We start from the raw sequence: 22,085 nt of genomic DNA, 5'->3' as shown, positions 1-22,085 counted from the left end.
CGCGCGCGGCCGCGAGCGCGGTGTCGAGGTCGGCCTTGAGATCCTCGATGTTCTCGATCCCGACCGACAGGCGCACCAGCCCGGGGGTGACCCCCGCGGTGAGCTGCTGCTCGGGCGTGAGCTGGGCGTGCGTGGTCGACGCGGGGTGAATGACGAGCGAGCGGACGTCGCCGATGTTCGCCAGGTGGCTGAAGAGGGACAGGCTGTTGACGAACTCCCGTCCGGCCTCGACCCCGCCCTTGAGCTCGAACGACAGCACGGCGCCGACGCCCTTCGGGGCGTACCGGTTCGCGGCGGCGTACCACGGCGAGGAGGGCAGCCCCGAGTAGTTGACCGAGGCGACGTCGTCGCGGCCGTCCAGCCACTCGGCGATCTCCTGGGCGTTCTGCACGTGGCGCTCGATCCGCAGCGACAGCGTTTCCACACCCTGGATGAGGTTCCACGCGCTCTGCGGGGAGATGGCGGACCCGAGGTCGCGCAGCAGCTGCACGCGCGCCTTGATGATGTAGGCGAGCGGGTCGCCCACGGCTGCCGTGTAGCTCGCTCCGTGGTAGGAGGGGTCGGGCTCGGTGAGGCCGGGGAACTTCTCGACGTTCTCGGACCACGCGAAGGAGCCGCCGTCGATGATGACGCCGCCGATCGTGGTGCCGTGCCCGCCGAGGAACTTGGTGATCGAGTGCACCACGATGTCGGCGCCGTGCTCGAACGGACGGATCAGGTACGGGGTCGCGATCGTGTTGTCGACGATCAGCGGCACGCCGTTCTCGTGGGCGATGTCGGCCACGGTGCGGATGTCGAGCACGTTGATCTGCGGGTTGCCGATGGTCTCGGCGAAGAAGAGCTTCGTGTTCGGGCGGACCGCGCGGCGCCACTCCTCGGGGTCGTCCTGGTTCTCCACGAACGTGACCTCGATGCCGAGCTTCGCGAGCGTGTACTTGAACAGGTTGTAGGTGCCGCCGTAGATCGAGCTGGAGGCGACGAAGTGGTCGCCCGCCTGCGCGATGTTGAGGATCGCGAAGGTGGACGCCGCCTGGCCGCTGGCGAGGACGAGGGCGCCGGTGCCCCCTTCGAGGGCGGCGAGCCGCTGCTCCAGCACGTCCTGCGTGGGGTTCTGGATGCGGGTGTAGATGTTGCCGAACTCGGCCAGGGCGAAGAGGTTGGCGGCGTGGTCGGCGCTGTCGAACACGTAAGACGTGGTCTGGTAGATCGGCGTCGCGCGCGCCTTGGTGACGGGGTCGGGAGCGGCGCCCGAGTGGATCTGCTTGGTCTCGAAACGCCAGGTCTCGGGTGCGGACATGTGTTCCCCCTGGAACGGTCGGAAGTCGGATGGCTGGTGCCCTTTCAGCGAGAGTACGGAAGATCCGCATCTGTCAACAACGGGCGGGAAATGTGACGTAACACTCGGGACGGCGGCGTCCGGCTCGACCGTACCCCTGTTCCCGCGACCGGTATATCGGTACCGTGTTCGGCGAAGGCGCTCTGATCCCCCACGGACAGGAAGGCTCCCGATGGCACTCCAGGATTCCCGCCGGACGACCGGCACGTCACAGGGGACGGAGGGCGTGCCCCGCCGCGCGGTGCTCGCGGGCGCCGTCTGGTCGGTGCCCGCGGTCGCCGCGGTGGTCGCCGCCCCGGCCGCCGCAGCCTCGGCCACCGGCGAAGGGCGCTTCGTCATCGAGACCATGCAGGGCGGCACCTGGGTGGACCCGCAGTACTACGGCGCCTCGATCCAGCTGCGCAACGACGACACCCAGGCGGCATCCCTTCCGGTCGCGGACATCACCAGCGGAACCGTCACGGTCACCTTCGCCCTGGCGGACGCGGGGCCGCTCGCGCCGGTCGTGATCGCGAACGCGGGAGGGTCGAGTCCGTCCGTGCCCGCGCTGCCGGACACCGATCCCACCTGGACGGCCGGCGGCGTGAGCGACAACGGCGACGGCACGGTCACGTACACCCTGCTCTACGCCGGGAGCCTGGCCGGCCAGGGCGTGACCCGCGTGAGCTTCGGCATCCTGGGACCCACGCCGCTGCACTCGGGTGTCTCGGTGACGGTCACCTCGACAGGCAGCCCGACCGACGGCTTCGTGCACACCCGCACCGCCACGCTGTTCTGAGCCGGTGCCGGAGCGGCACGGCACCCCGCGAGCGACCGGGGACAGCGCAAACCGCGGCGGACATCGTACGGTGGAGGGCATGGTCAACAGACGTGCAGTGGTGACAGGGGCGAGTTCGGGGATCGGCGCGGCGACGGTGCGGGCACTGCGTGAGCGGGGGTGGGACGTGGTCGGCGTGGCGCGCCGCCAGGACCGTCTGGCCGCGCTCGCCGCCGACACGGGAGCCTCTGTGATCGCCTGCGACCTGACGGACGACGAGGCCGTGGCGGCGCTGGTCGCCGAGCTCGACCGCACGGGCCCCGTGCACGCGCTGGTGCAGGTCGCGGGCGGAGCGCGGGGCACCGATCGCGTGGAGGAGGCCTCGATCGACGACTGGCAGTGGATGTTCGACGCCAATGTGCTCGCCTCGCAGCGCCTGGTCGCCGGACTCCTGCCGCTCCTGCGTCGCGCCGCGGAGGCGGACGGCCACGCCGACACCGTCTTCGTCACGTCCACCGCCGCGCAGACGGCGTACCCGGGCGGCGCGGGATACAACGCCGCCAAGGCCGCGGAGGGCATGCTGGTCCGCGTGCTCCGGCAGGAGCTGAATGGGGAGCCGATCCGCGTCGTCGAGGTGGCCCCCGGCATGGTGCACACGGAGGAGTTCACCCTGAACAGGCTCGGCGGCGATGCCGTCGCGGCCGAGGCCGTGTACGCGGGAGTCGAGGCGCCGCTGCGCGCCGAGGACGTCGCCGACGTGATCGCCTACGCCCTCACCGCGCCCGGGCACGTGAACCTCGACCTCATCACGATGCGCCCCGTGGCGCAGTCCGCGCAGCACCTGCTCGCGCGCGGACCGCTCCGGGTGCGGTCGGCCGAGTGATGCCCGGGCGCACCCTCGCCCAGCTCGCGGAGGACGGCGCCGTCGACCCGGGGTGGGCCGAGGCTCTCGCTCCTGCGCAGGAGACGATCACCGCGCTCGGCGAGCGGCTGCGCGCCGAGCAGGCGGCCGGTCGCGGCTACCTTCCGGCGGGGGACCACGTGCTCCGTGCGTTCCAGCGGCCCCTCGCGGATGTGCGGGTCCTGATCACGGGACAGGATCCGTACCCCACACCGGGGCATCCGATCGGACTCTCCTTCGCGGTCGACCGCGACGTCCGGCCGCTGCCCCGGAGCCTGACGAACATCTATGCCGAGCGGGAGAGCGATCTCGGCATCCCGCCGGCCCCGCACGGCGACCTGACCGCGTGGAGCGATCAGGGCGTGCTCCTGCTCAACCGGGTGCTCACGGTGAGGCCCGGCGTGGCGGCCTCGCACCGCGGATGGGGGTGGGAGGCGGTGACCGAGCTGGCGATCAGGGCACTGGTCGCGCGGGACCAGCCGCTCGTCGCGGTGCTGTGGGGTCGGGACGCCGCGAACCTGCAGCCACTGCTGGGCGGGACGCCGGTGATCGCCTCCGCGCACCCCTCCCCGTTGTCCGCCCGCCGCGGGTTCTTCGGCTCCCGACCGTTCTCGCGCGCGAACGCCCTGCTGGCCGATGCCGGAGCGTCCGCCGTGGACTGGCGGGTGGAGGGCGAGGCGGCGGCCTCCCTAAGCTGAGCGCATGCAGTTCGAGCCGGGGGACCGCCGCCGAGTGCTCCCGCGCCATCTGCGCCCCGTGCCGCGGCCGGAGGTCTTCGCGTACACCATCCGTGCGGCGCGCCCGGCTGACCTGCCGCACGTGCGCGAGATCTACAACCACTTCGTGAGCAACTCCGCGGTGACCCTCGACGAACGCCGCAGCAGCATCCCGTACTGGCGCGACAAACACGCACTGCTGGAGCGACTGGGGCTGCCCTTCCTGGTGGCGGTATCGCCCTCCGGTGCCGTGCTGGGCTACGCGGTGGCCCAGCCGTGGGCGGGCAAGAACGCCTACCGTTACACGGTCGAGGATTCGATCTATCTCGGCCCGGGGGCGGGCGGCAAGGGCCTCGGCTCCGCGCTGCTGCAGGCACTGATCGACGCGTGCGAGCAGCGCGGACTCCGGGAGATGGTGGCCGTGATCAGCGACAGCGGGGCGGAGGCGTCCATCCGGCTGCACGAGAAGCTCGGCTTCGTGGAGGCCGGGCGCATGGGCCGCGTCGGGCACAAGTTCGGGCGCGAGCTCGGCACGGTCTACCTGCGGCGGCGGCTGCGGCCCGCACGCGGGCGCCGTCGGGCGCGCTGACCGCTGCCGTCCGCGGGTCGGCGACCAGGGCCAGCGGCTCGGCGCGCCGCCGCGGATGTACGGGGCGCGCAGGCAGCGAGACCGCGTGAATTCTGCGGGCAGGGCCCGGCTCAGCGCTCCGGTGCCGGGATCACGGGAATCGCGGCGAGCAGCTTCCTGGTGTAGTCCTGCGTCGGATGCAGCAGGACGTCAGCCGTCGCTCCCCGCTCCACGATGCGGCCGTCCTTCATCACGACGACGGTATCGCAGAGGTTCTGCACCACGCCGATGTCGTGCGACACCAGCAGCAGCGTGAGGGAGGAGGTCGCTCGCAGCTCCCGCAGCAGATCCAGGATCTGCGCGCGCACCGTGACGTCGAGTGCGGACAGCGGCTCGTCGCCGACCAGGATGCGCGGGCCGTGCACGATGGCCCTGGCGAGGGCGATCCGCTGGCGCTGGCCTCCCGAGAACTCGTGCGGGTAACGGTCGCCCATCTCCGGTTCGAGCCCCACCTGCGCGAGCACCTCCCTGACCCGTGTGCGGTGGTCGCCCTCGATGCCGAGCGCCCACAGCGGCTCGCGGACGATCTGTCCCGCCGTCATCCGCGGGTCGAGAGACGCATACGGGTCCTGGAAGACGAGCCCGGTCTGCCGTCGCAGCCAGTGCAGGGACCGGGCAGAGGCGGTCGCGTCCACCGGTCGGCCGTCGACGGCGACGGTGCCGGCGGTGGGGTGGTCGAGCCCCAGCAGCAGCCGCACGAGGGTGGACTTGCCGGAGCCGGATTCGCCGATGATGCCCACCGCCGAGCCCTCCTGCACGTCCAGGTCAGTGGGCTCGAGCGCTGTCTGCCGGCGGGTGCGCTCGAAGGCCGTGCGCTTCGGCACGACGAAGTCGCGGCGCAGACCTCGTGCTTCGATGAGGCTCACGCGGCACCGCCCTCGTCGGGCCGCCAGAGGGTGGCGGTCGCATCGCGCAGCAGTCCCTGGGTGACCGGGGAGACGGGCGCGCTCAGCAGGCGGGCGACCGGGGCCTGCTCGACCACGCGTCCGTGCTCCAGCACGACCCCCTCCGTCGCCACCTGCGAGAGCACGGCCAGGTCGTGGGTGATGAACACGAGCGACATGCCCTCGTCGGCCACGAGTCGCAGCAGCAGCGCGAGGATCTCCGCCTGGATGGTGACGTCGAGCGCCGTGGTGGGCTCGTCGGCGATCAGCAGCCGCGGGCGGCACGCGAGGGCCATCGCGATGGCGACGCGCTGGCGCTGCCCGCCGGACAGCTGATGCGGGTAGCGATCCACGATCGATGCGGGATCGGGCAGCCGCACCCTGGCGGCCTCGGCGATCGCGCGCTCCCTGGCCTCTCGGCGCCCGATGCCCTCGTGGATGCGGATGGACTCCGCGATCTGCCGTCCCACCGTGCGGATGGGGTTCAGGGCCGTGCGCGGCTCCTGGAACACGATCCCGATGTCGTCGCCGCGGAGCCGCGCGAGCTCGCGGTCGGGCATCCCGATCAGCTCGGCGCCGTCCCAGCGGATGCTCCCGCGGGCTGTCGCACCGTCCGGCAGCAGGCCGAGGATCGCGAGCGCGGTGAGCGACTTGCCCGAGCCGGACTCGCCGATCAGGCCGACCCTGGCGCCGTCCGACACCTCGAACGACACGCCGTCGACCAGACGCCGACCGTCCAGCTCGATCACGAGGTCCTGCACCACGAGGCTCATGCGACCACCCCCGGGGTGTGGATCTCGGCGGCGCGGTGCCGCAGGGTCGGGTCGGTGGCCTCGCGCAGGCCGTCGCCGAGGAGGTTGAGGGCCAGCACCGTCAGCGTGATCGCGAGCCCCGGCCAGATCACGGTGAGCGGGTGCACCCCGATGTACCGCTGCAGGTCGGCCAGCAGCAGACCCCAGCTCGGCTCGACCACCGAGGCGCCGAAGCCCAGGTACGACAGCCCCGCCTCCGCGAGCACGGCCACGGCCATCGACCAGGACAGCTGCACGATGAAGACCGGGGCCACGTTGGGGAGCAGGTGACGGACGAGGCTCTGCGTCGGGGTGAGGCCGGAGGCACGCGCGGCCAGCACGAAGTCGCTCTGCTGCACGCGGCGCAGCTCGGGACGGGTCACGCGGGCGATGTTCACGCCGAAGCCGATGCCGACCGCCCAGATCACGACCCACAGCGAGCCGCCCCACACGGACGAGATCATCATCGCGATGAGCAGCACGGGGAAGGCGATCAGGATGTCCACCAGCACCGCCACGGTCTCGCGCACCAGCCGGTGGGTCAGGGCTCCCAGCGCCGCGAGCGCGATGCCGACGAGCGTGGCGACGATGCCGGCGCCGACACTGACGAACACGGTGGTGCGGGCGCCGGCCATCAGCAGGCTGAGGATGTCGCGGCCGGTGTCGTCGGTGCCCAGCAGGTGCGGCCAGCTCGGCGGCAGCCAGCGGTCGCCGATCTCGGAGGCCCGCGGGTCGAACGGCGTCCAGAACAGCGACACGAGGGCGGCGAGGGCGACCACGGCGATCGCGATCAGCCCGAACCTCCCGGTCGCGGTGCGCCAGAGCCGTGCGAGCCAGCGCGGGGTCATGCGGCCTCCCGCTGTCTCGGGTCGATCGCGCGATGCAGCAGATCGACGAGGAAGCCGACCACCAGCACGAACCCGGTGAGGACGAGCAGCTCGCTCTGCACCTTGATGAGGTCGCGCGTGCCGACGTCGGCCACGAGCATCCGTCCGATCCCCGGCAGTGTGAACAGCTGCTCGATCACGACCGAGCCCACGATGATGCCAGCGACCTGCAGCCCGAGCACGGTCACGATCGACAGCCCGACGGCGGGAATCCCGTGCTGGATCAGCGCGCGCGTGCGGGTGAGGCCCTTCGCGGCGGCCGTGCGGACGAAGTCCTGCCCTGCCGCCTGCAGGGTCGCGCTGCGGACGAACCGCATGAGCATGGCACCTTCGACGATGCCGATCGTCAGGGCGGGGAGCAGCAGCGACTCGATCGCCCGCCCCGGTGTGGACCACCCCGTGCGGGGGAAGCCCTGCGGCGGCAGCCACCCCAGCCACACCGAGAACACCACGATCAGCATCATGCCCGCCCACACGACCGGCACGGCGGCGAGGGCCTGGGCTCCGACGCTCAAGGCCGTGCCGCCGCGGCGCCCGCGCAGGAGGGCCGCGCCGATGCCGAACGGCACCGCGATGAGCACGGCGATCAGCAGTGACAGGAGGCCGAGCGGCACGGTGACCTGCGCCTTGAGCAGCAGCTCCTCGCCGACCGATGCGCCGGAGAGCAGCGACGTGCCGAGGTCGCCGCGCAGGATGCCGCCGATCCAGTCCGTGTACTGCACGAGCAGCGGCCGGTTCAGCCCCAGCGACTCGCGCAGCGCCTCGACCTCGGACGGCGACGCCTGCGTGCCCGCGATGAGCTGGGCGACATCACCGGGGAAGACGCGGAGGGTCAGGAAGATGAGCGCACTCGACACGAGGAGCCCTGCGATGAGCAGGGCCCCTCGGACGAGCGCGTAGCGCAGCACGGGGTGCGGGCCGCCGGATCAGTTCCCACCGGAGACGGTGACTCCGGCGAGGTTGATGCGGGAGTTGATCGAGTCCTGCGGGAAGCCGGAGACGATCGGGCTCACGGCCGTGATGGTCTCGCCGTTGTACAGCCAGTCCGCTGCGTGGTCCTCCGACACGATCCGGGCGGCCTCCGCCAGCAGCTCGGCGGACTTGTCGGCGTCGACCTCGGCGAGAGCCTGGGCGTAGAGGTCCTGCACCTCGGCGTTGTCGTAGCCGAAGTAGTAGTCCGGGTTGGCGAAGTTGCCGAAATCGCGCGGCTCGACGTGCAGCACGAAGCTCAGGTCGTAGTCGTGGTTCGTGTACACGTCCTCCAGCCAGGTGGGGAACTCGACCGAGTCGACCTCGAGGTTCACGCCCACCTTGTCGAAGTCCGAGATGAGCACCTTGGGGACGGTCGTGCCATAGAACGACGGGATCGTGAGCGTGAGGTCCAGGTCCTCCTGGCCGGCTTCGGCGAGCAGTTCCTTCGCGCGCTCCGGGTCGTAGGAGATCACGTCCGAGAGGTCCTCGTACCCGGGGTCGAGCTCGGGGATGGGACCGTACAGGGGGGTGCCGGCGCCCACGGCCTCGATCAGTGCCTCGTGGTCGATGGCCAGGCGCAGGGCCTCGCGCACGCGGACGTCGTCGAGCGGCGCCTTCTTGTTGTTGAAGGCGAGCGTCGCCTTGTCGGTCGTGCGGCCGGTGGTGAGCGTGAAGTCGCCCGAGTCCTCCAGCTGCGGGGCGAGGTTCGGGTCGACGGCGGTGAGCACGTCCACGTCCCCGGCGAGGGCGGCGTTCACGCCGGCGGTGAAGTCGGGGATGTACTGGAACTCGACTTCGGCGACGCCGGCGGGGTCGCCCCAGTAGGCCTCGTTGCGGGCGAACGTGATGGAGCTGCCCTTGTTCCACCGGGCGAGGGTGAACGGGCCGGTCCCGTTCTCCGCGGTCTTCAGATCGGTGGTGTCACCCGTCTTGAACACGAGTCCGGCCGGCCCGGTCAGCGCGAACAGGAAGTTCTGGTTGGGCTCGGACAGCACGATCTGCACCGTCGCGGGATCGGGCGCCGTGATCGAGGCCACGGAGGCGAACTCGGCGTTGCCCTGGATCGTGGGGTCGGTGCGCACGGCCTCGTAGGACGAGACGACATCGGCCGAGGTCAGCGGGGTGCCGTCATGGAACACGACGCCGTCGGTGAGGGTGAAGGTGTAGGTCAGGCCGTCGTCGGAGACCTCGTAGTCGGAGGCGAGCCGCCCCTCGATCTCGTTCTCCTGCGTGCGCGTGACGAGACCCTCGTAGATGTTGTCGATGAGGATCTGCTCCAGCGCCGCACCACTCGTGTGGCGGATGTCGAGGTTGGTCGGCTCGAGCACGAGGCCGACGTGCAGCGTGGCTGCGGGGTCGGGCTCGCCCGTGCCCTCGGACGGGGCGGGCTCGGCGGAGCCGGAGCACGCGCTGAGGATCACGGCGGTGGCCGCGAGCGCGGAGATCAGCGCGAGGCGTCGATGACGTCGGAACATGGGTGTTTCCTCTCGGTGCGGCAGGTGCTGTGTGCCGGTGGGACGAGCCTAGGGTCGGGTGAGGGAGCGAGGGCCGGTGGCGGAACGGAACGTCATATTCCGCTGGGGGAGAGGGCCGCGGTCAGGAGGGCGGCCAGCTCGGTGGGCGCGGTCTCCTGCACGTTGTGCGTCGCGTCGAGCACGACCACGCGGGCGGAGGGGAGCCGTCGACCCAGCTCCTCGGCATCGGCGGCGCTCACGAATCCGCGGGCGGCGCGCACGAGCGTAAGGGGTGCGCGCACGGCGGCGAGGTCGTCCCAGCCTGTCTCGTGCAGCACGGAGGGTGCGGCTGCCGTGCCGGGGTCGTGCGCAGCGAGTGCCTGGGCGGCGAGGTGAGCGAAATGGTGCTTCCACTCGATGCGGCCGTCCGCGCGCACGCGCGTGTTGAGGAAGACGCCGCGCTCGGTCTCCTTCCTGGTGCCGCCGAAGCCGAGGGCCATCGCCTTGTCCACGAGCTCGTCGCGGGTAGCGAAGTCGGTGGGGCCGGCGTAGAAGGCGCGGAGGGCGTCGGGACCCGCGGTGACGTCGATGCCGGGAGTGATGTCGACGACGACCAGCTCGGCGACGAGTTCGGGGTGCGCGGCGGCGAGGGCGGCGCCGGTGAGTCCGCCCAGGGACTGGCCGACCACGAGCTGCGGCTGCGCGGTCCACGCCCGCAGCGCTTCCGCGACGTCGGCGGCGAGGGTGCGCGGGGCGTAGTCCGCGTCCTCGCGCCAGCTGGAGTCGCCGTGTCCGGCGAGGTCGATCGCGAGCAGGGGCTGCTGCAGAGCGAGTGCCGTGGTGTCCCACGTGTGCGCGTTGAGCCCCGCGCCGTGCAGCAGCGTGAGCCGCGGCTCGTCGGTGCCGAAGCGCAGCGCGCTGAGCGTGCGGCCGTCGGGGAGTGGCAGCTGGAGTCGCCGCACCTCCGGCAGGGGAACGCCGAGGGCCTCGGCCTGTGCGGGAAGGTAGGAGAACTCGCTGGTGTCGGTCGCCACGGGGCTATTCTGCGCCCCACGAACGCGCGGGAGGAAATGTGGGAGCATTTCGGCAAGCGAGTGTGTGATTCCTCTGCGCAGTAAGTGCGAATTGTGTGGAAAGTGCTTGTCGATCTGCTTTTCGGTGCCGGCTCGTGCGATCGGCGTCGCGCACCCGCCACGGAATATCATGGAGGCATGACCGAACAGCGCGTGCACCTCTCCAAGACCGAGCCGGCGGCGTATCAGGCGCTCGACGCCTTCTCGAAGACGGTGGGGACGATCTGCGCGGCGAACGGCATCGACGACCGCCTGAAAGAGATCGTGATGATCCACTGCTCGCAGCTGAACGGCTGCAGCTACTGCACGCGCGTGCACGTCGACAGGGCCGCCGCCGCGGGACTCGACGCCGACACCATCACCCAGATCCCGGTGTGGCGGGAGAGCGGTGTGTTCAGCGATCGTGAGCGCGCGGCGCTCGAACTCGCGGAGGCGTTCACCTTCATCGCGGAGGACGGCATCTCGGACGAGGTGTACGACCTTGTCGGCAGCGTCTTCACCGAGAAGGAGTACGCGGCGCTGAGCTGGGCGTGCGTGTCGATCAACGCATTCAACCGCGTCGTGATCGCCGGACGCTACCCGGTCCCGCCACGCTCGCCTCAGGCGGGCGCATGACGATCCTCGACGTGGAGGGCGTCAACAACGTCCGCGACGTCGGCGGCATGCCCGCCGAGGGCGGGCGCATCCGCTCCGGCGTGCTCCTCAGATCCGGGCAGCTGTCGAACGTCACGACGAACGGCGCGGCACTGCTGCGTTCCCGCGTGCAGCGCATCGTCGATCTTCGCGACGGGGAGGAGGTCGCCGCGGAGCCGACCGAGATCGAGGGCCCGGACACCACGCATCTACCGCTGTTCCTCGGTTCCGTGCGCTCGTTCTTCGAAGCGGACACCAGCCTCGACGATCTCTACCTGCATCTGCTGGAGGAGAGCGGCGAGCGGCTGGTCGAGGCCGTCCGGATCATCGCGGCGGGGGAGCCGACGCTCGTGCACTGCACGGTCGGCAAGGACCGGACCGGAGTGACCGTCGCGCTCGCCCTTGCGGCCGTCGGCGCCGACCGGGAGGCCGTGATCGCGGACTATGCGCTGACGGAGTCGCAGCTGCCCGTCGAGCGCTCCCGCCGCATCGTCGCGTATCTGCGGTCGCAGCACCCCGAGGCGGTGCACGCGGTGGCGCTCGCGACGCAGTCGCCCGCTGATGTCATGCGACGACTGCTCGCGCAGATCGACGAGCGCTGGGGGTCGGCGGCCGGCTACCTGCGGGCCAACGGGATGGCCGATGCCGAGCTCGACGCGCTGCGTGCGGCCCTCGTCGAGTCGATCCCCGCCGAGTGACTTCCAGCAAAGGTTAGGCAAGCCTTCACTTGGTGTAGCATGAAGGCATCATGACCACCTCTGTCGAGACCCGTGGAGCGCGTGCCGCTCGTCGTGCCGCGCGTCGCCGCGCCCACCACCTGGTGACCGCCGACGAGCACTCGCTGGCCGAGCTGCAGGCCTTCCTGGCCACGCTGCCGCTGTGCGCCTCCGGTCGGATCTTCATCGAAGTGCCCACGGTCTCCGACATCGGCGTGATCGATGCCCCAGGGCGCATGACGGTCACCTGGCTCGCCCGCGCGCAGCGCTCCGGCGCTCCGGGAAGCGGCCGTGCCTGCGCTCCCGGCCAGGCACTGGCACGCGCGACCTGCGCCTGGGCCGACGAGATGCTGTGCGACGACGAGGTCGAGACGCACGTGACGCTCCTCGGGGGCTATCTCGGCACCGCCGACATCGTGGAGCACCTGACCGACGCCCTCGGCATCGCGCCCGGCCTCATCCACGCGCCCGCTCGCTTCGGGCTGCTGCCCGCCCCGCGCTGATCAGCGACGAGCACTATCGGTGACGAGCGCCGATCAGCGACGAGCACTGAACAGCGACGAGCGCTGAACAGCGACGAGCGACGATCAGCGACGAGCACTGAACAGCGACGAGCGCTGATCAGCCCCGACGGCGCACGTAGTTGCCGTCCTCCAGGCCCGCCTCGATCTCGAAGCGGTTCCGCAGCGGATCGCGGCCCGCGAACAGGTACAGCACCGGCATCAGGAGGCCGTAGCGGAGCCACTGCTCGCGGTGCACGGCCTCGTGACGCAGCACCGCCGGGGTGGGCGGCTCGTCTCCGGTGAGGAAGCACCCTCCCACGCACACCCCGCCCCGGTTGAACGTCCAGCTCGGCATGCCGCGGAAGATCCACAGCCCGTTGCGGCGCTCCACGCGGCCGGTGCTCCACAGCGAACCCCAGATCCAGCCGACGGCCGTGCCCCACGCATAGCCCAGACGGCTGATCGGAGAACGCAGCAGGAACGAGGGAATGCGACGGTCGGAGCGACGGCCCCGGGCGAGCATCGCGGCGGCTCGCGCCTCCCAGCCGGCAGGGGCGCTCATGCCACTGCTCCCACGAGGCGCAGCAGCGCGCCGAGATCATCGACTGCATCAGCGGGGGAGCGCGGAGCGAAGCCGGCGATCGTCGCGCCGGCGAGGGGCACGCTCTCGCGGAGGCGACGGATCGCCGCGCTCAGGGTCGCAGGCGACACCCCGAAGGGGACGGCAGAGGACACCCCTCCGAACGCGGCGGGATCCAGCACGTCCACGTCGATGTGCACCCACACGCGGGACGCACCGGTGGCCCGCACGGCCGCAGCGAGCGCGTCCGGGTCATCCAGGTCGGAGACGCCGAGTGCCGTGAGGCGGGAGAGCTCGGGGGCCTCCGCCTCGTCGACCTCCCGCATCCCGACCGTCACCACGCGCTCGCGGGGTACACCGGGAGACAGGACCACCTGCTCCTCGCCCTCGCCGAGCACGGCCCGCAGCGCCATGCCGGAGAAGGCGCCGGACGGCGAGGTGTCGGGCGTGTGCAGGTCGGCGTGCGCGTCGCACCACACCACCGCGACGTCGTCGAGTCCACCGGGCAGCGCATCGAGCGCCGCGACGGTGATGCTGCAGTCGCCGCCGACGAGGACGGTGTCCGCCGTCAGGTGCTCGCGCACCAGTTCGCGCGTGCGCTGCAGAGCGCTCAGGCGCCGCACGCCGGTGCCGAGCGCCTCGCCGGCCTCCACCGGCACATCGAGCACCGTCGTCGCCGCGCGCGGGAGGTCACCCGCGATCGCGGACGCGCCGTCGATCAGAAGCATCGCGCGCGCGGCAGGCGAGCCCTGCCACTGCGGGACGACCAGGAAACGCACCATGGAGACCTCCGGGAAAGATCGAGGCGGGTGCCCCGAGCGCACGGCCCGGAGCACCCGCCTGCGAGAGTCAGGAGCCTTCGAGGGCCTGCCGCGGCGCGCTGCCGCCGGCCTTGAGCTCCGCCAGACGCGCCTCGACCTCGGTCAGCTCGCCGAGGTCCTCCAGGCTCTCGAACTGGGCGTCGAGGCTCGACGCAGCCAGCTCCGCCTTGCCCTGGGCGAGGGCCTCCTGGCGACGCACCTTGTCCTCGAAACGGCCCAGCTCGCTGGTCGGGTCGAGCACGTTGATCGAGCTGACCGCGTCCTGCACCTTGGTCTGCGCCTCGGCGACCTTGGCACGGGCCATGAGCTCGCTGCGCTTGTTCTTCAGCTCGACGAGCTTGTCCTTCATGCCGTTCAGGCCGCTCTTGAGCTTGTCGACGATCTCGGTCTGCGCGGCGATCTGCGGCTCCGCGCCGGTCGCCTCGCGCTCGGCGCTGATCTGGCGCTGCAGGGCGATCTTGGCGAGGTTGTCGAACTTGTCCGCATCGGCGGTGTTGCCCGCGGTGCGCATCTCATCGGCCTTGCGGCTCGCCGCGAGCGCCTTGTTGCCCCACTCGGTCGCCGCCTGGACGTCTTCCTCGTGGTCGCGCTCCAGCAGGCGCAGGTTGCCGATGGTCTCGGCGATCGCGGACTCCGCGTCGGCGATGCTGTTCGTGTAGTCGCGCACGAGCTGGTCGATCATCTTCTGCGGGTCTTCCGCGGAGTCCAGCAGGGCGTTGATGTTGGCACGGACGAGGGTGGAGATTCGTCCGAAGATGGACTGCTTGGTCATGCGTGGTTCCTTTCAGGGGGCGTCTTCCAGAGCTTGGCGTATGTGTCTGTGGGCGGGATCAGAAGCGTCTCCCTCCGGAGCGATCTCGGCCGCCGCCGCCGCGCGAGCCGCCGCCGAACCCGGAGCTGCGGAATCCGCCGGACGAGCGCCAGCCGCCGCGACGCGAGGAGCCGCCTCCGCCGCCGCCCGCGATGAGGCCGCCGATGATCCCGCCGAGGATGTCGCCGCCGATGCCGGAGCCGCCGGAGCGGGATCCGGAGCCGCCGAAGAGGCCACCCCAGTCGTCATCGGAGTAGCCGGGGGAGTAGGAGCGCACGTCGGACTCAGCCGCGGCGGTGGCCTGCCGCGCGAGGTCGAGCGCGCGGTTCGCCTCGGCGAGTGCCCTCTCGCCATCGCCGGTACGCAGTGTCAGCGCCTGGGTGAGGGCGGCCTCCGCGTTCGCGAGGCGGGTGCGCGCGGTCGCCCCGACCGTTCCCCGGCGGGTCTCGATGAACTCCCGCGCCGCCCGGATCTCCGACCCCGCCTGCGCGAGAGTCTGCTCCAGCAGCGCCTGGACGCGCTGCGCGCGGTCGACCGCCGCGCGACCCTGGGCGATCGCGCCGTCGATCTGCGCGTTCGCGGCGCTGAGCGCGTCGAGCGCCCGCTGCGGGTTCCTGGCTGGACCGCCGAGATCGGCGTGCGCCGCCTGCAGCTGCTGTGCGGTGGCGGCGACCGTGGCGGCGAGGGTGCCGGTCGGGTCGGGGAGCTGCTGCGCGGCCGCGAGGTCGGCCTGCAGCTCGGCGGTGAGCGTCTGCGCCTTCGCCTCGATCTCCGCCAGCTCCCCGGCGAGGGTGGAGATGGCCTGGACGAGCTGTGCCGCCTGTGCGACCGACTGCTCCGCCGTGCGGATGGCGAACGCCGCCTCACCGGAGCGACCGGCGGCGATGGCCTGTGCGGCCGCCTCGACGGACCGGTCGGCCAGGGCGGCGCGCTCTTCCGCCTGCGCGATGTTGTCGGCCACGGTGCTGAGCGCCGCCGGGTCGTAGCCGGCCCTGAGGGTGTCGAGCGCTGACGGCGCGGCAGCGAGCTGCGGAGCCAGGGCGGCGCGCTCGGCGCGCACGCGCTCGAGCTCCTGCGGGGCGTTCTGCTCGAGCTTGCGCAGCTCGTCGAACGCCTCGGTGTTGTCGTCGAGCAGCTCGTCGATCTCGTCGGCGAGCCGGATGATGCGGATGTGCCACGCACGACGGTCGTGGACGGTGTCCTCGATCTCGTCGTCGAGCTTCTGGCGGAGATCGAACGCCTCGGCGATCTTGGCCTTCGCCGCATCGATGGCGCGGGTGAACTCGGCGGTCGCCGCGTTGCCGAACTGGGCGATCGCGAAGCCCAGCTCCTCCCTGCTGGAGGTGATGGCGTCGTCGGCCTGGACCAGGGCCACGCCGGCCTGCTGCTCGACCTGCGCGTCGGTGAGGGTGGAGAAGGGATCGGCGGGATCCGGGGTCTCCGGCATCGCTCCGCGCTCGCGGATGGCGGCATTGCGCCGCGCGCGACGGATCAGTGCGATCACGAGCCAGAGCAGCAGCAGCGCGGCGATGACGGCGACCACGATCAGCGTGGCGCGGAGGGCCCCGGCCCCGCCGTCGCCCTGGATCTCGTCCGCGGCGAGGTCGATCGCACCCGCCCAGTCGCCCGCGCCGGCCAGGGGCGCGATGGCCTGCTCGACCGCGTCGAGCTTCCCGTCGCTCAGGGGACCGGAGGAGTCCGAGGAGATGTAGAGGCTGCGACCGTCGACCGCGATCGCCAGCAGGTACTGGTCGGGACCGAGGTTGTTGGCCGTGGCCACCTGATTCGCCCATTCGGCGCTGTCGCTCGGGTTCGTGAAGTCGTCCACCAGCACGACGAAGAGGTCGGCGTCGGAGTTCGCGGTGAGCTCCTGCAGCCGCGCCTCGGCGGCCTCCTCTTCGGCGGGGCTGAGCACGTCGGCCTGGTCCGTGACATAGCCGGGATCGAGCGTGATCGGATCCGTGGCGGAGGCGGCGGCGGGGAACAGCCCGCCCAGCATCGCGGCCAGCACCGCACCGGCCAGCATCAGCCCCCGCTTCGTCATCGCGTTCCCTCCGACCGGCAGCCGAGCCCCATGTCACGAGTCTATGCACTGAGTCCGACACGCGACAGCGGCGACGGGCGCATCGCCGTTCGCCCTGAGCGGAGACGCATACGCTGGAAGGCATGGACGACAGGTATGGATCGGATGTGCTCGCCGCGGGGTGGCGGGAACGCGGTGCCAAGCCGGTGCCGCCCGTGCCCGCGGAGGTCGACCTCGTCGTCGAGGTCGCCGCGGACGGCTTCTGCGGCGCGGTGACCCGTGTGCAGGGCGGCACGGTCGAGCTCGAGGACCGCGCCGGTCGCCGACGGCTGTTCCCGCTCGGCGGCGGCTTCCTGATCGACGGCGGCCCCGTACGGCTCACGGCGCCCTCCGCCGCGGCGCAGGGACAGCGCCGCACCGCGTCCGGATCGTTCGCCGTGGCGGATCAGCGAGCGCGGACGGCGCTTCCCAGCCGCATCCTGGTGGAGGGCCGACACGACGCCGAGCTCGTGGAGAAGGTCTGGGGCGTCGACCTCCGCGTCGAGGGCGTCGTGGTCGAGTATCTGCAGGGCGTCGACCTGCTCGACGAGCTCCTGACCGCCGAACCGCCCAGCGCGCGGCGACGGTACGGCGTGCTGGTGGATCACCTGGTGCCGGGGTCGAAGGAGTCGCGCATCGCGGAGGCGGTGGCGCGCGGTCCGCACGGCCGTCACGTGCGCATCGTCGGACATCCGTTCGTCGACGTGTGGCAGTGCGTGACCCCTCGTGCACTGGGCATCGCGGCATGGCCGGAGATCCCGCGCGGTGTGGACTGGAAGACGGGCATCTGCCGCGCGTTCGGGTGGCCGCACGAGACCCAGGCGGACACGGCCCGTGCCTGGCAGCACATCCTGTCGAAGGTCACGACCTACCGCGATCTCGAGCCCGCGCTGCTCGGCCGGGTCGAGGAGCTCATCGACTTCGTGACGGAGCCCGCCGCCTGAGCATCGGGGCGGGGCCAGCGGTCAGAGCCGCCGAGCACGGCGGCTACCCTGGAAGCATGCCCGAACCCCGCACCTTCCGCGACGAGCCGGTGTCCTTCGTGCGGCGGAGCGGCCGGATGTCCGAGGCACAGGAGCGTGCGTTCTCCGACCTCGCGCCGCGCTACCTCCTCGACGTGCCGCGCGACGTCGCGTGGACCTCGGTGCACCCCGAGGCGCGACTGGATCCCGCCGCGGAGTACGGCAGGGACGCCGACCTGTATGTGGAGATCGGATCCGGGCAGGGGCACGCCATCGTCTCCGCCGCCACCGCGCGACCGGACGACGACTTCCTCGCGGTCGAGGTCTTCCGCGCGGGGCTCGCCCGCACCATGCTCGACGCGGACAGGGCCGGCGCCCGCAACCTGCGCGTGGTCGAGGCCAACGCTCCCGAGGTGCTCTCCTCCTATCTGCCGGAGGGCGCGGCGCGCGAGGTCTGGATCTTCTTCCCCGACCCCTGGCACAAGAAGCGCCACACCAAGCGCCGGCTCATCCGCCCCGGCTTCGGCGACGTCGCCGCGCGCGCCCTGCGCGACGGAGGTCTGCTGCGCCTCGCGACCGACTGGGAGGACTACGCGCTGCAGATGCGCGAGGTGCTCGACGCCGACCCGCTGTTCGAGCGCGCCTTCCCCGGCGACTGGGCCGAGCGCTTCGACGGCCGGGTGATGACCGCGTTCGAGCGCAAGGGCATCGCGAAGGGACGCGACATCCGCGACCTGGTGTATCGCCGGACGGCGCGTGCATGACCGCGGCCCCGCCCGCCTCCGCCTCCCGTGCGAAGATCCTTCCCGCCGCGCTCGTGTGTCTCGCGGCACCGGCGTTCTTCGTGCTGGAGACACCCTGGCTCGGCTGGCTGCTGCTCGTCCTGGGCGCGGGAGGCGCGTGGCTGCTCGAGCGCTCGCGGATTCCGACCCCGGCGCTCCCGACCGTCCCGGCGGGGACGCGGCCTCTGGCGGAGGCGGATGGCGGCCACAGGGCGGCGTCGCTCACGCGCGACCTGTCGCTGATCGCGATCGGCATGCTGATCGTGAGCGTGATCCCGCTCGCGGCTGAGCTGGACAACCTCGCCATGCTCCGCTTCACCCTCGCGCTGGGCGGCGCGGTCGCCGTGCCGTATCTGGTGTCGCGGTTCGTGTACCGCGACAGAGCCATCCGTTTCCCGTGGCGTACCGGTCGCCGGTGGGGGCGGCTGCAGTGGGGCTGGCTGGTGGCGGTGCTCGTGCTCGGGTGGCTGATCCTGCCGTTCTACTTCATCACCAGCGGCGTCTATCAGAACTGGCCGGTGGTCGATACACCCGACCTCATCGCACGCCTGTTCGTGGGGGTCGGCGCCGTCGGCATCTGGGACGAGCTGTTCTTCATCTGCACGGTGTTCGCACTGCTGCGCCGGCACTTCCCCGACGCGCTCGCGAACGTGCTGCAGGCCGTGGTGTTCGTCTCGTTCCTGTGGGAGCTGGGCTACCGCGAGTGGGGGCCGGTGCTCACCATCCCGTTCGCGCTGCTGCAGGGCTTCATCTTCCTGCGGACGCACTCGCTCGCCTACGTGGTGACGGTGCATCTGCTGTTCGACGCGGTCGTGTTCGCGGTGCTCGTGCACGCGCACAACCCGGGGCTGCTGCCCGTGTTCCTGGTCTGACCCGCCTTGCCGGGAGCCGCCGGCTGGCGGCAGAATCTCGGCATGCTCATCGTCGGACTCGTCCTCGCCGCCGCCGCAGCGGCTTTCCACGTCTTCATCTTCGCGCTGGAGTCGCTGCGCTGGACCGAGCCGGAGACCCGCCGGATCTTCGGTGTCGCCAGCGAGGCGGATGCGCTGACCACGAAGCAGCTCGCCTTCAACCAGGGCTTCTACAACCTGTTCCTCGCCCTGACCACGCTGCTCGGGGTCGGACTGGTCATCGTGGGCGCGCAGACGGTCGGCGTGACCCTGGTGCTCGCGGGCACGGGCATGATGCTCGCCGCCGCGCTCGTCCTCGTGCTGTCCGACCGGACGAAGGCGCGGGCAGCCGCCATGCAGGGCACCCTGCCCCTGCTGGCGGTGCTCGCCACGGCGATCGGCGCCTCGATCGCGTGAGCGCCATCCCGGCCGACGGGTGACTTCGCCGCCCGTCTGGGTCACACTCGAGGCATGGCCGAATGGGTGCTGCACGTCGACATGGACCAGTTCATCGCCGCGGTCGAGGTGCTGCGGCGACCGGAGCTGGCGGGGCGACCCGTCATCGTCGGCGGCCGGGGCGACCCGACCGAGCGCGCCGTCGTGTCGACGGCGTCGTACGAGGCCAGGGCGTTCGGCATCGGCTCCGGGATGCCGCTCAAGATCGCCGCGCGGAAGGCGCCGGAGGACGCGGTGTTCCTCCCGGTGGACCATGAGGCGTACGAGGAGGCGTCGGCCGCGGTGATGGCGGCGCTGCGCGAGCTGCCCGGCGTAGTGCTGGAGGTCATCGGCTGGGACGAGTGCTTCCTCGGCGTGGAGACCGACGACCCTGAGGCGGTGGCGCGCGGAGCGCAGCGGGCGGTGCTCGACGCGACGGCGCTGCACTGCTCGGTGGGCATCGGCGACAACAAGGTGCGTGCGAAGATCGCCACCGAGTTCGGCAAGCCGCGCGGCGTCTTCCGGCTCACGGCGGACAACTGGTTCGCCGTGATGGGGGACAAGCCGACGAGGGAGCTGTGGGGCGTGGGGCCGAAGGTGCAGAAGCGTCTGGCGGCGCACGGCATCGCGACCGTTCGGGAGCTGGCCGACGCGGACGAGTCCGAGCTGATCGCCGAGTTCGGTCCGCGGATGGGCGTGTGGTACCACGGGCTCGGCTCCGGCGAGGGCCCGCGCGGCGTGGACCCCACCCCGTGGGTGGCCCGCAGCCACAGCCGCGAGACCACCTTTCAGCAGAACCTGACGACGGTGGAGGACGTCGATGCCGCCGTGCGGGAGCTCGCCGGACAGGCCTTCGACGACTGCGCGGCCGACGGGAGGCCCGTGATGCGCGTGCACCTCAAGGTGCGCTACGCGCCGTTCGAGACCAGGACCTTCGGGCGGAAGCTGCCGTCTCCGACGGAGCATCGGGACGACGTGCAGTCTGCGGCCGCTGCGCTCGCGGCCACCCTCGACCCCGCACGCGAGGTGCGCCTGCTGGGCGTGCGCGCCGAGATGACACCGCCCGCCGAGGCGGACGGCGTGGAGCGCACGCCCGTGCGCGGGCGGATCTGAGCCTCAGTCGCGGATGACCGCCGCGACAGCGCTCACCTCGATGAGCGCCCCGGGAACCCCGAGACCGGCCACCACGGCCGCGGTCACCAGGGGTGGAGCGCCCTCGCGCGCGAGCGTGGGCGCGACGGCGCCATACGCCGCGCGCAGATCGGCCTCCTGGTGGATCAGGATCATCCAGCTGATGACGTCGTCCAGCGACGCCCCCGCGGACTCCAGGGCGACCTGCGCGTTCTGCACGGCGCGCAGCGACTGCTCGCCCACGTCGGTGGAGACGACAGCCCCTGAGGCGTCGACGCCGTTCTGCCCGCCGACGTAGATGGTGGTCGCCCCCGGGGGGACGACGGCCACATGACTGAAGGCCGGGCTCACGACGAGGCCGGCCGGCTGCGAGAGTGTGATGTCCATGGCCGAAGTCTGCCCCCGGCCACCGACATCGGCGCGCGGCGGCGTCATACCTCCTCCGGGGGGATGAGCGGCGGCGCCCCTGGCGTGCTCGTGACCGTGCCGTTCCAGTCGGCCAGGGTCAGCGCGTCGGACAGCGCGACGACTACCGCGGAGGTCACGCGCACCCCGTGCAGCGGGTGATGCCAGAACTGTAGCCGCACGGTGAGCCGATCCGGACCGACGGTGAGCACGAGTGCCCGCACCGGCTCCCTCCGATGCACGCCTTCCGCCGTGGAGGCCGCCGCGATCAGCGCCGAGATCACGTCGTCGATGTCGACCGCGGGGTCGCGATGCACCCGCACCTGCACCTCGCTGCGCCTGGCCCCCCGCGTGGAGTCGTTCACCACGGGATCGGTCAGCAGCCGCGCGTTCGGGACGTGCAGCGTGCGGCCGTCCACCGTGTGCAGGATCACGGCCCGCGCGTTGAGCTCGGTCACGGTGCCGGCGATCACGGTGTCGAGCGCCTCGATCGCGATCTCGTCCCCGATCCGCACGGTCTGACGCGCCTGCAGCAGCACCCCGGCGGCGAAGTTGTCGGCGACGCCCCGCAGCACCAGCACGGCGACGACCCCGAGGACGACGACGACCGCGAGCAGGGGCTGCACGTTCGCCCCCAGCATCGCGAGGGCGATGCCGAAGCCGAGCAGCAGCACGGCATAGCCGACGAACCGGGCGATAGCGGCGCCCACCGGCTCGGGCACCCCGGGGGTGCGCCGCAGCAGCGCCGTCGTGCCCCGTCGCGCGTAGCGGGAGACGACCCACGTCGTGATCGCCACCACCAGCGCGAGCAGCAGCTGCCACCAGTCGATCTGGGTGGGCAGGAGGTCTTGGAGATCCACGCCGCGGACTCCTTCGGGTGAGCGGGGGCGGTGTCGGCGCCAGCGGGGCGGCGGCCGTGGGGGGACGACCCACCGACCGCGGGGGGGGGTGGGGG

General features: G+C 71.7%; 25 protein-coding genes. 12 read left to right on the top strand and 13 right to left on the bottom strand.

Annotated elements, in window-relative coordinates; all coding sequences use genetic code 11:
- Nucleotides 1-1,297, bottom strand: a 1,297-nt coding sequence (locus M3C17_RS16120; protein ID WP_259978953.1) for a bifunctional o-acetylhomoserine/o-acetylserine sulfhydrylase, incomplete at its 3' end; no start/stop codon positions are given.
- Between the two features lie 211 nt (nucleotides 1,298-1,508).
- Between M3C17_RS16120 and M3C17_RS16115 the strand changes: the two genes are divergently transcribed.
- From M3C17_RS16115 to M3C17_RS16100, 4 genes are all read left to right on the top strand, one after another.
- Nucleotides 1,509-2,114, top strand: a complete 606-nt coding sequence (locus M3C17_RS16115) for a hypothetical protein (protein ID WP_259978952.1) — start codon at nucleotides 1,509-1,511, stop codon at nucleotides 2,112-2,114.
- 79 nt (nucleotides 2,115-2,193) lie between these two features.
- The gene (locus tag M3C17_RS16110; protein WP_259978951.1) at nucleotides 2,194-2,976 is read left to right on the top strand and encodes an SDR family oxidoreductase; all 783 of its coding nucleotides are present in this window, start codon (nucleotides 2,194-2,196) and stop codon (nucleotides 2,974-2,976) included.
- Nucleotides 2,976-3,692 (top strand): uracil-DNA glycosylase, encoded by a 717-nt coding sequence (locus tag M3C17_RS16105; RefSeq protein ID WP_259978950.1) that lies wholly within the window; start codon nucleotides 2,976-2,978, stop codon nucleotides 3,690-3,692. Before M3C17_RS16110 ends, M3C17_RS16105 begins: the two co-directional genes overlap by 1 nt.
- Nucleotides 3,693-3,696: 4 nt before the next feature.
- The gene (locus M3C17_RS16100; RefSeq protein WP_259978949.1) at nucleotides 3,697-4,299 is read left to right on the top strand and encodes a GNAT family N-acetyltransferase; all 603 of its coding nucleotides are present in this window, start codon (nucleotides 3,697-3,699) and stop codon (nucleotides 4,297-4,299) included.
- Nucleotides 4,300-4,409: 110 nt separating this feature from the next.
- Here M3C17_RS16100 and M3C17_RS16095 read toward each other — a convergent pair whose 3' ends face one another.
- From M3C17_RS16095 to M3C17_RS16070, 6 genes are all read right to left on the bottom strand, one after another.
- Nucleotides 4,410-5,204 carry an ABC transporter ATP-binding protein gene (locus M3C17_RS16095; RefSeq protein ID WP_259978948.1) on the bottom strand — a complete coding sequence of 265 codons (795 nt, stop codon included), beginning with the start codon at nucleotides 5,202-5,204 and terminating at the stop codon, nucleotides 4,410-4,412.
- Nucleotides 5,201-5,995: an ABC transporter ATP-binding protein gene (locus M3C17_RS16090; protein ID WP_259978947.1), complete on the bottom strand. Its 795-nt coding sequence runs from the start codon at nucleotides 5,993-5,995 to the stop codon at nucleotides 5,201-5,203. Before M3C17_RS16090 ends, M3C17_RS16095 begins: the two co-directional genes overlap by 4 nt.
- On the bottom strand, nucleotides 5,992-6,861 hold the full coding sequence (locus tag M3C17_RS16085) for an ABC transporter permease (protein ID WP_259978946.1): 870 nt from the start codon (nucleotides 6,859-6,861) through the stop codon (nucleotides 5,992-5,994). The genes M3C17_RS16090 and M3C17_RS16085 overlap by 4 nt, the downstream gene beginning before the upstream one ends.
- The gene (locus M3C17_RS16080; protein WP_259978945.1) at nucleotides 6,858-7,808 is read right to left on the bottom strand and encodes an ABC transporter permease; all 951 of its coding nucleotides are present in this window, start codon (nucleotides 7,806-7,808) and stop codon (nucleotides 6,858-6,860) included. The genes M3C17_RS16085 and M3C17_RS16080 overlap by 4 nt, the downstream gene beginning before the upstream one ends.
- A gap of 18 nt (nucleotides 7,809-7,826) precedes the next feature.
- Entirely contained in the window at nucleotides 7,827-9,347 is a 1,521-nt protein-coding gene (locus M3C17_RS16075; protein WP_259978944.1) for an ABC transporter substrate-binding protein, read from the bottom strand.
- 92 nt (nucleotides 9,348-9,439) lie between these two features.
- Nucleotides 9,440-10,360, bottom strand: a complete 921-nt coding sequence (locus M3C17_RS16070; protein ID WP_259978943.1) for an alpha/beta fold hydrolase — start codon at nucleotides 10,358-10,360, stop codon at nucleotides 9,440-9,442.
- A 177-nt stretch (nucleotides 10,361-10,537) separates the two neighbouring features.
- Here M3C17_RS16070 and M3C17_RS16065 point away from each other — a divergent pair, with 177 nt between their 5' ends.
- The 3 genes from M3C17_RS16065 to M3C17_RS16055 are packed head-to-tail and all read left to right on the top strand — an operon-like array spanning nucleotide 10,538 to nucleotide 12,251.
- A complete protein-coding gene (locus tag M3C17_RS16065) occupies nucleotides 10,538-11,014 on the top strand; it encodes a carboxymuconolactone decarboxylase family protein (RefSeq protein ID WP_259978941.1) in 477 nt (158 codons plus the stop codon).
- Nucleotides 11,011-11,730 carry a tyrosine-protein phosphatase gene (locus tag M3C17_RS16060; RefSeq protein ID WP_259978940.1) on the top strand — a complete coding sequence of 240 codons (720 nt, stop codon included), beginning with the start codon at nucleotides 11,011-11,013 and terminating at the stop codon, nucleotides 11,728-11,730. The genes M3C17_RS16065 and M3C17_RS16060 overlap by 4 nt, the downstream gene beginning before the upstream one ends.
- Nucleotides 11,731-11,780: 50 nt before the next feature.
- Nucleotides 11,781-12,251: an SIP domain-containing protein gene (locus tag M3C17_RS16055; RefSeq protein ID WP_259978937.1), complete on the top strand. Its 471-nt coding sequence runs from the start codon at nucleotides 11,781-11,783 to the stop codon at nucleotides 12,249-12,251.
- Between the two features lie 118 nt (nucleotides 12,252-12,369).
- Here M3C17_RS16055 and M3C17_RS16050 read toward each other — a convergent pair whose 3' ends face one another.
- The 4 genes from M3C17_RS16050 to M3C17_RS16035 all read right to left on the bottom strand — a co-directional run bounded on the left by M3C17_RS16050 (nucleotide 12,370) and on the right by M3C17_RS16035 (nucleotide 16,507).
- The gene (locus tag M3C17_RS16050; RefSeq protein WP_259978936.1) at nucleotides 12,370-12,813 is read right to left on the bottom strand and encodes a Fe-S oxidoreductase; all 444 of its coding nucleotides are present in this window, start codon (nucleotides 12,811-12,813) and stop codon (nucleotides 12,370-12,372) included.
- Entirely contained in the window at nucleotides 12,810-13,613 is an 804-nt protein-coding gene (locus tag M3C17_RS16045; protein ID WP_259978935.1) for an arginase family protein, read from the bottom strand. Before M3C17_RS16045 ends, M3C17_RS16050 begins: the two co-directional genes overlap by 4 nt.
- A gap of 67 nt (nucleotides 13,614-13,680) precedes the next feature.
- On the bottom strand, nucleotides 13,681-14,424 hold the full coding sequence (locus M3C17_RS16040) for a PspA/IM30 family protein (protein ID WP_259978934.1): 744 nt from the start codon (nucleotides 14,422-14,424) through the stop codon (nucleotides 13,681-13,683).
- A gap of 58 nt (nucleotides 14,425-14,482) precedes the next feature.
- On the bottom strand, nucleotides 14,483-16,507 hold the full coding sequence (locus M3C17_RS16035; protein ID WP_259978930.1) for a TPM domain-containing protein: 2,025 nt from the start codon (nucleotides 16,505-16,507) through the stop codon (nucleotides 14,483-14,485).
- A gap of 122 nt (nucleotides 16,508-16,629) precedes the next feature.
- Between M3C17_RS16035 and M3C17_RS16030 the strand changes: the two genes are divergently transcribed.
- From M3C17_RS16030 to M3C17_RS16010, 5 genes are read left to right on the top strand one after another with little or no spacing between them, the layout of a single operon-like run.
- Nucleotides 16,630-17,469: a DUF3097 domain-containing protein gene (locus M3C17_RS16030; protein ID WP_259978929.1), complete on the top strand. Its 840-nt coding sequence runs from the start codon at nucleotides 16,630-16,632 to the stop codon at nucleotides 17,467-17,469.
- 56 nt (nucleotides 17,470-17,525) lie between these two features.
- Entirely contained in the window at nucleotides 17,526-18,251 is a 726-nt protein-coding gene (gene trmB, locus M3C17_RS16025; protein WP_259978928.1) for a tRNA (guanosine(46)-N7)-methyltransferase TrmB, read from the top strand.
- Nucleotides 18,248-19,141: a CPBP family intramembrane glutamic endopeptidase gene (locus M3C17_RS16020; protein ID WP_259978927.1), complete on the top strand. Its 894-nt coding sequence runs from the start codon at nucleotides 18,248-18,250 to the stop codon at nucleotides 19,139-19,141. Before trmB ends, M3C17_RS16020 begins: the two co-directional genes overlap by 4 nt.
- Before the next feature lie 42 nt (nucleotides 19,142-19,183).
- Entirely contained in the window at nucleotides 19,184-19,576 is a 393-nt protein-coding gene (locus M3C17_RS16015; protein WP_259978926.1) for a DUF1304 domain-containing protein, read from the top strand.
- Between the two features lie 54 nt (nucleotides 19,577-19,630).
- Nucleotides 19,631-20,707, top strand: coding sequence for a DNA polymerase IV (locus tag M3C17_RS16010; RefSeq protein WP_259978925.1), 1,077 nt, complete (start codon nucleotides 19,631-19,633; stop codon nucleotides 20,705-20,707).
- Between the two features lie 3 nt (nucleotides 20,708-20,710).
- On the opposite strand, the gene M3C17_RS16005 is transcribed toward M3C17_RS16010, so the two are convergent.
- On the bottom strand, nucleotides 20,711-21,112 hold the full coding sequence (locus tag M3C17_RS16005; RefSeq protein ID WP_259978924.1) for a RidA family protein: 402 nt from the start codon (nucleotides 21,110-21,112) through the stop codon (nucleotides 20,711-20,713).
- Nucleotides 21,113-21,156: 44 nt separating this feature from the next.
- Nucleotides 21,157-21,990, bottom strand: a complete 834-nt coding sequence (locus M3C17_RS16000) for a mechanosensitive ion channel family protein (protein ID WP_259978922.1) — start codon at nucleotides 21,988-21,990, stop codon at nucleotides 21,157-21,159.
- Nucleotides 21,991-22,085 lie beyond the last annotated feature (95 nt).

The organism is Microbacterium sp. p3-SID336 (assembly GCF_025143365.1).
Taxonomy (GTDB): domain Bacteria; phylum Actinomycetota; class Actinomycetes; order Actinomycetales; family Microbacteriaceae; genus Microbacterium.
Note: the sequence above shows the minus strand (reverse complement) of the source record. Positions and strands in the feature narration are given on the sequence as shown.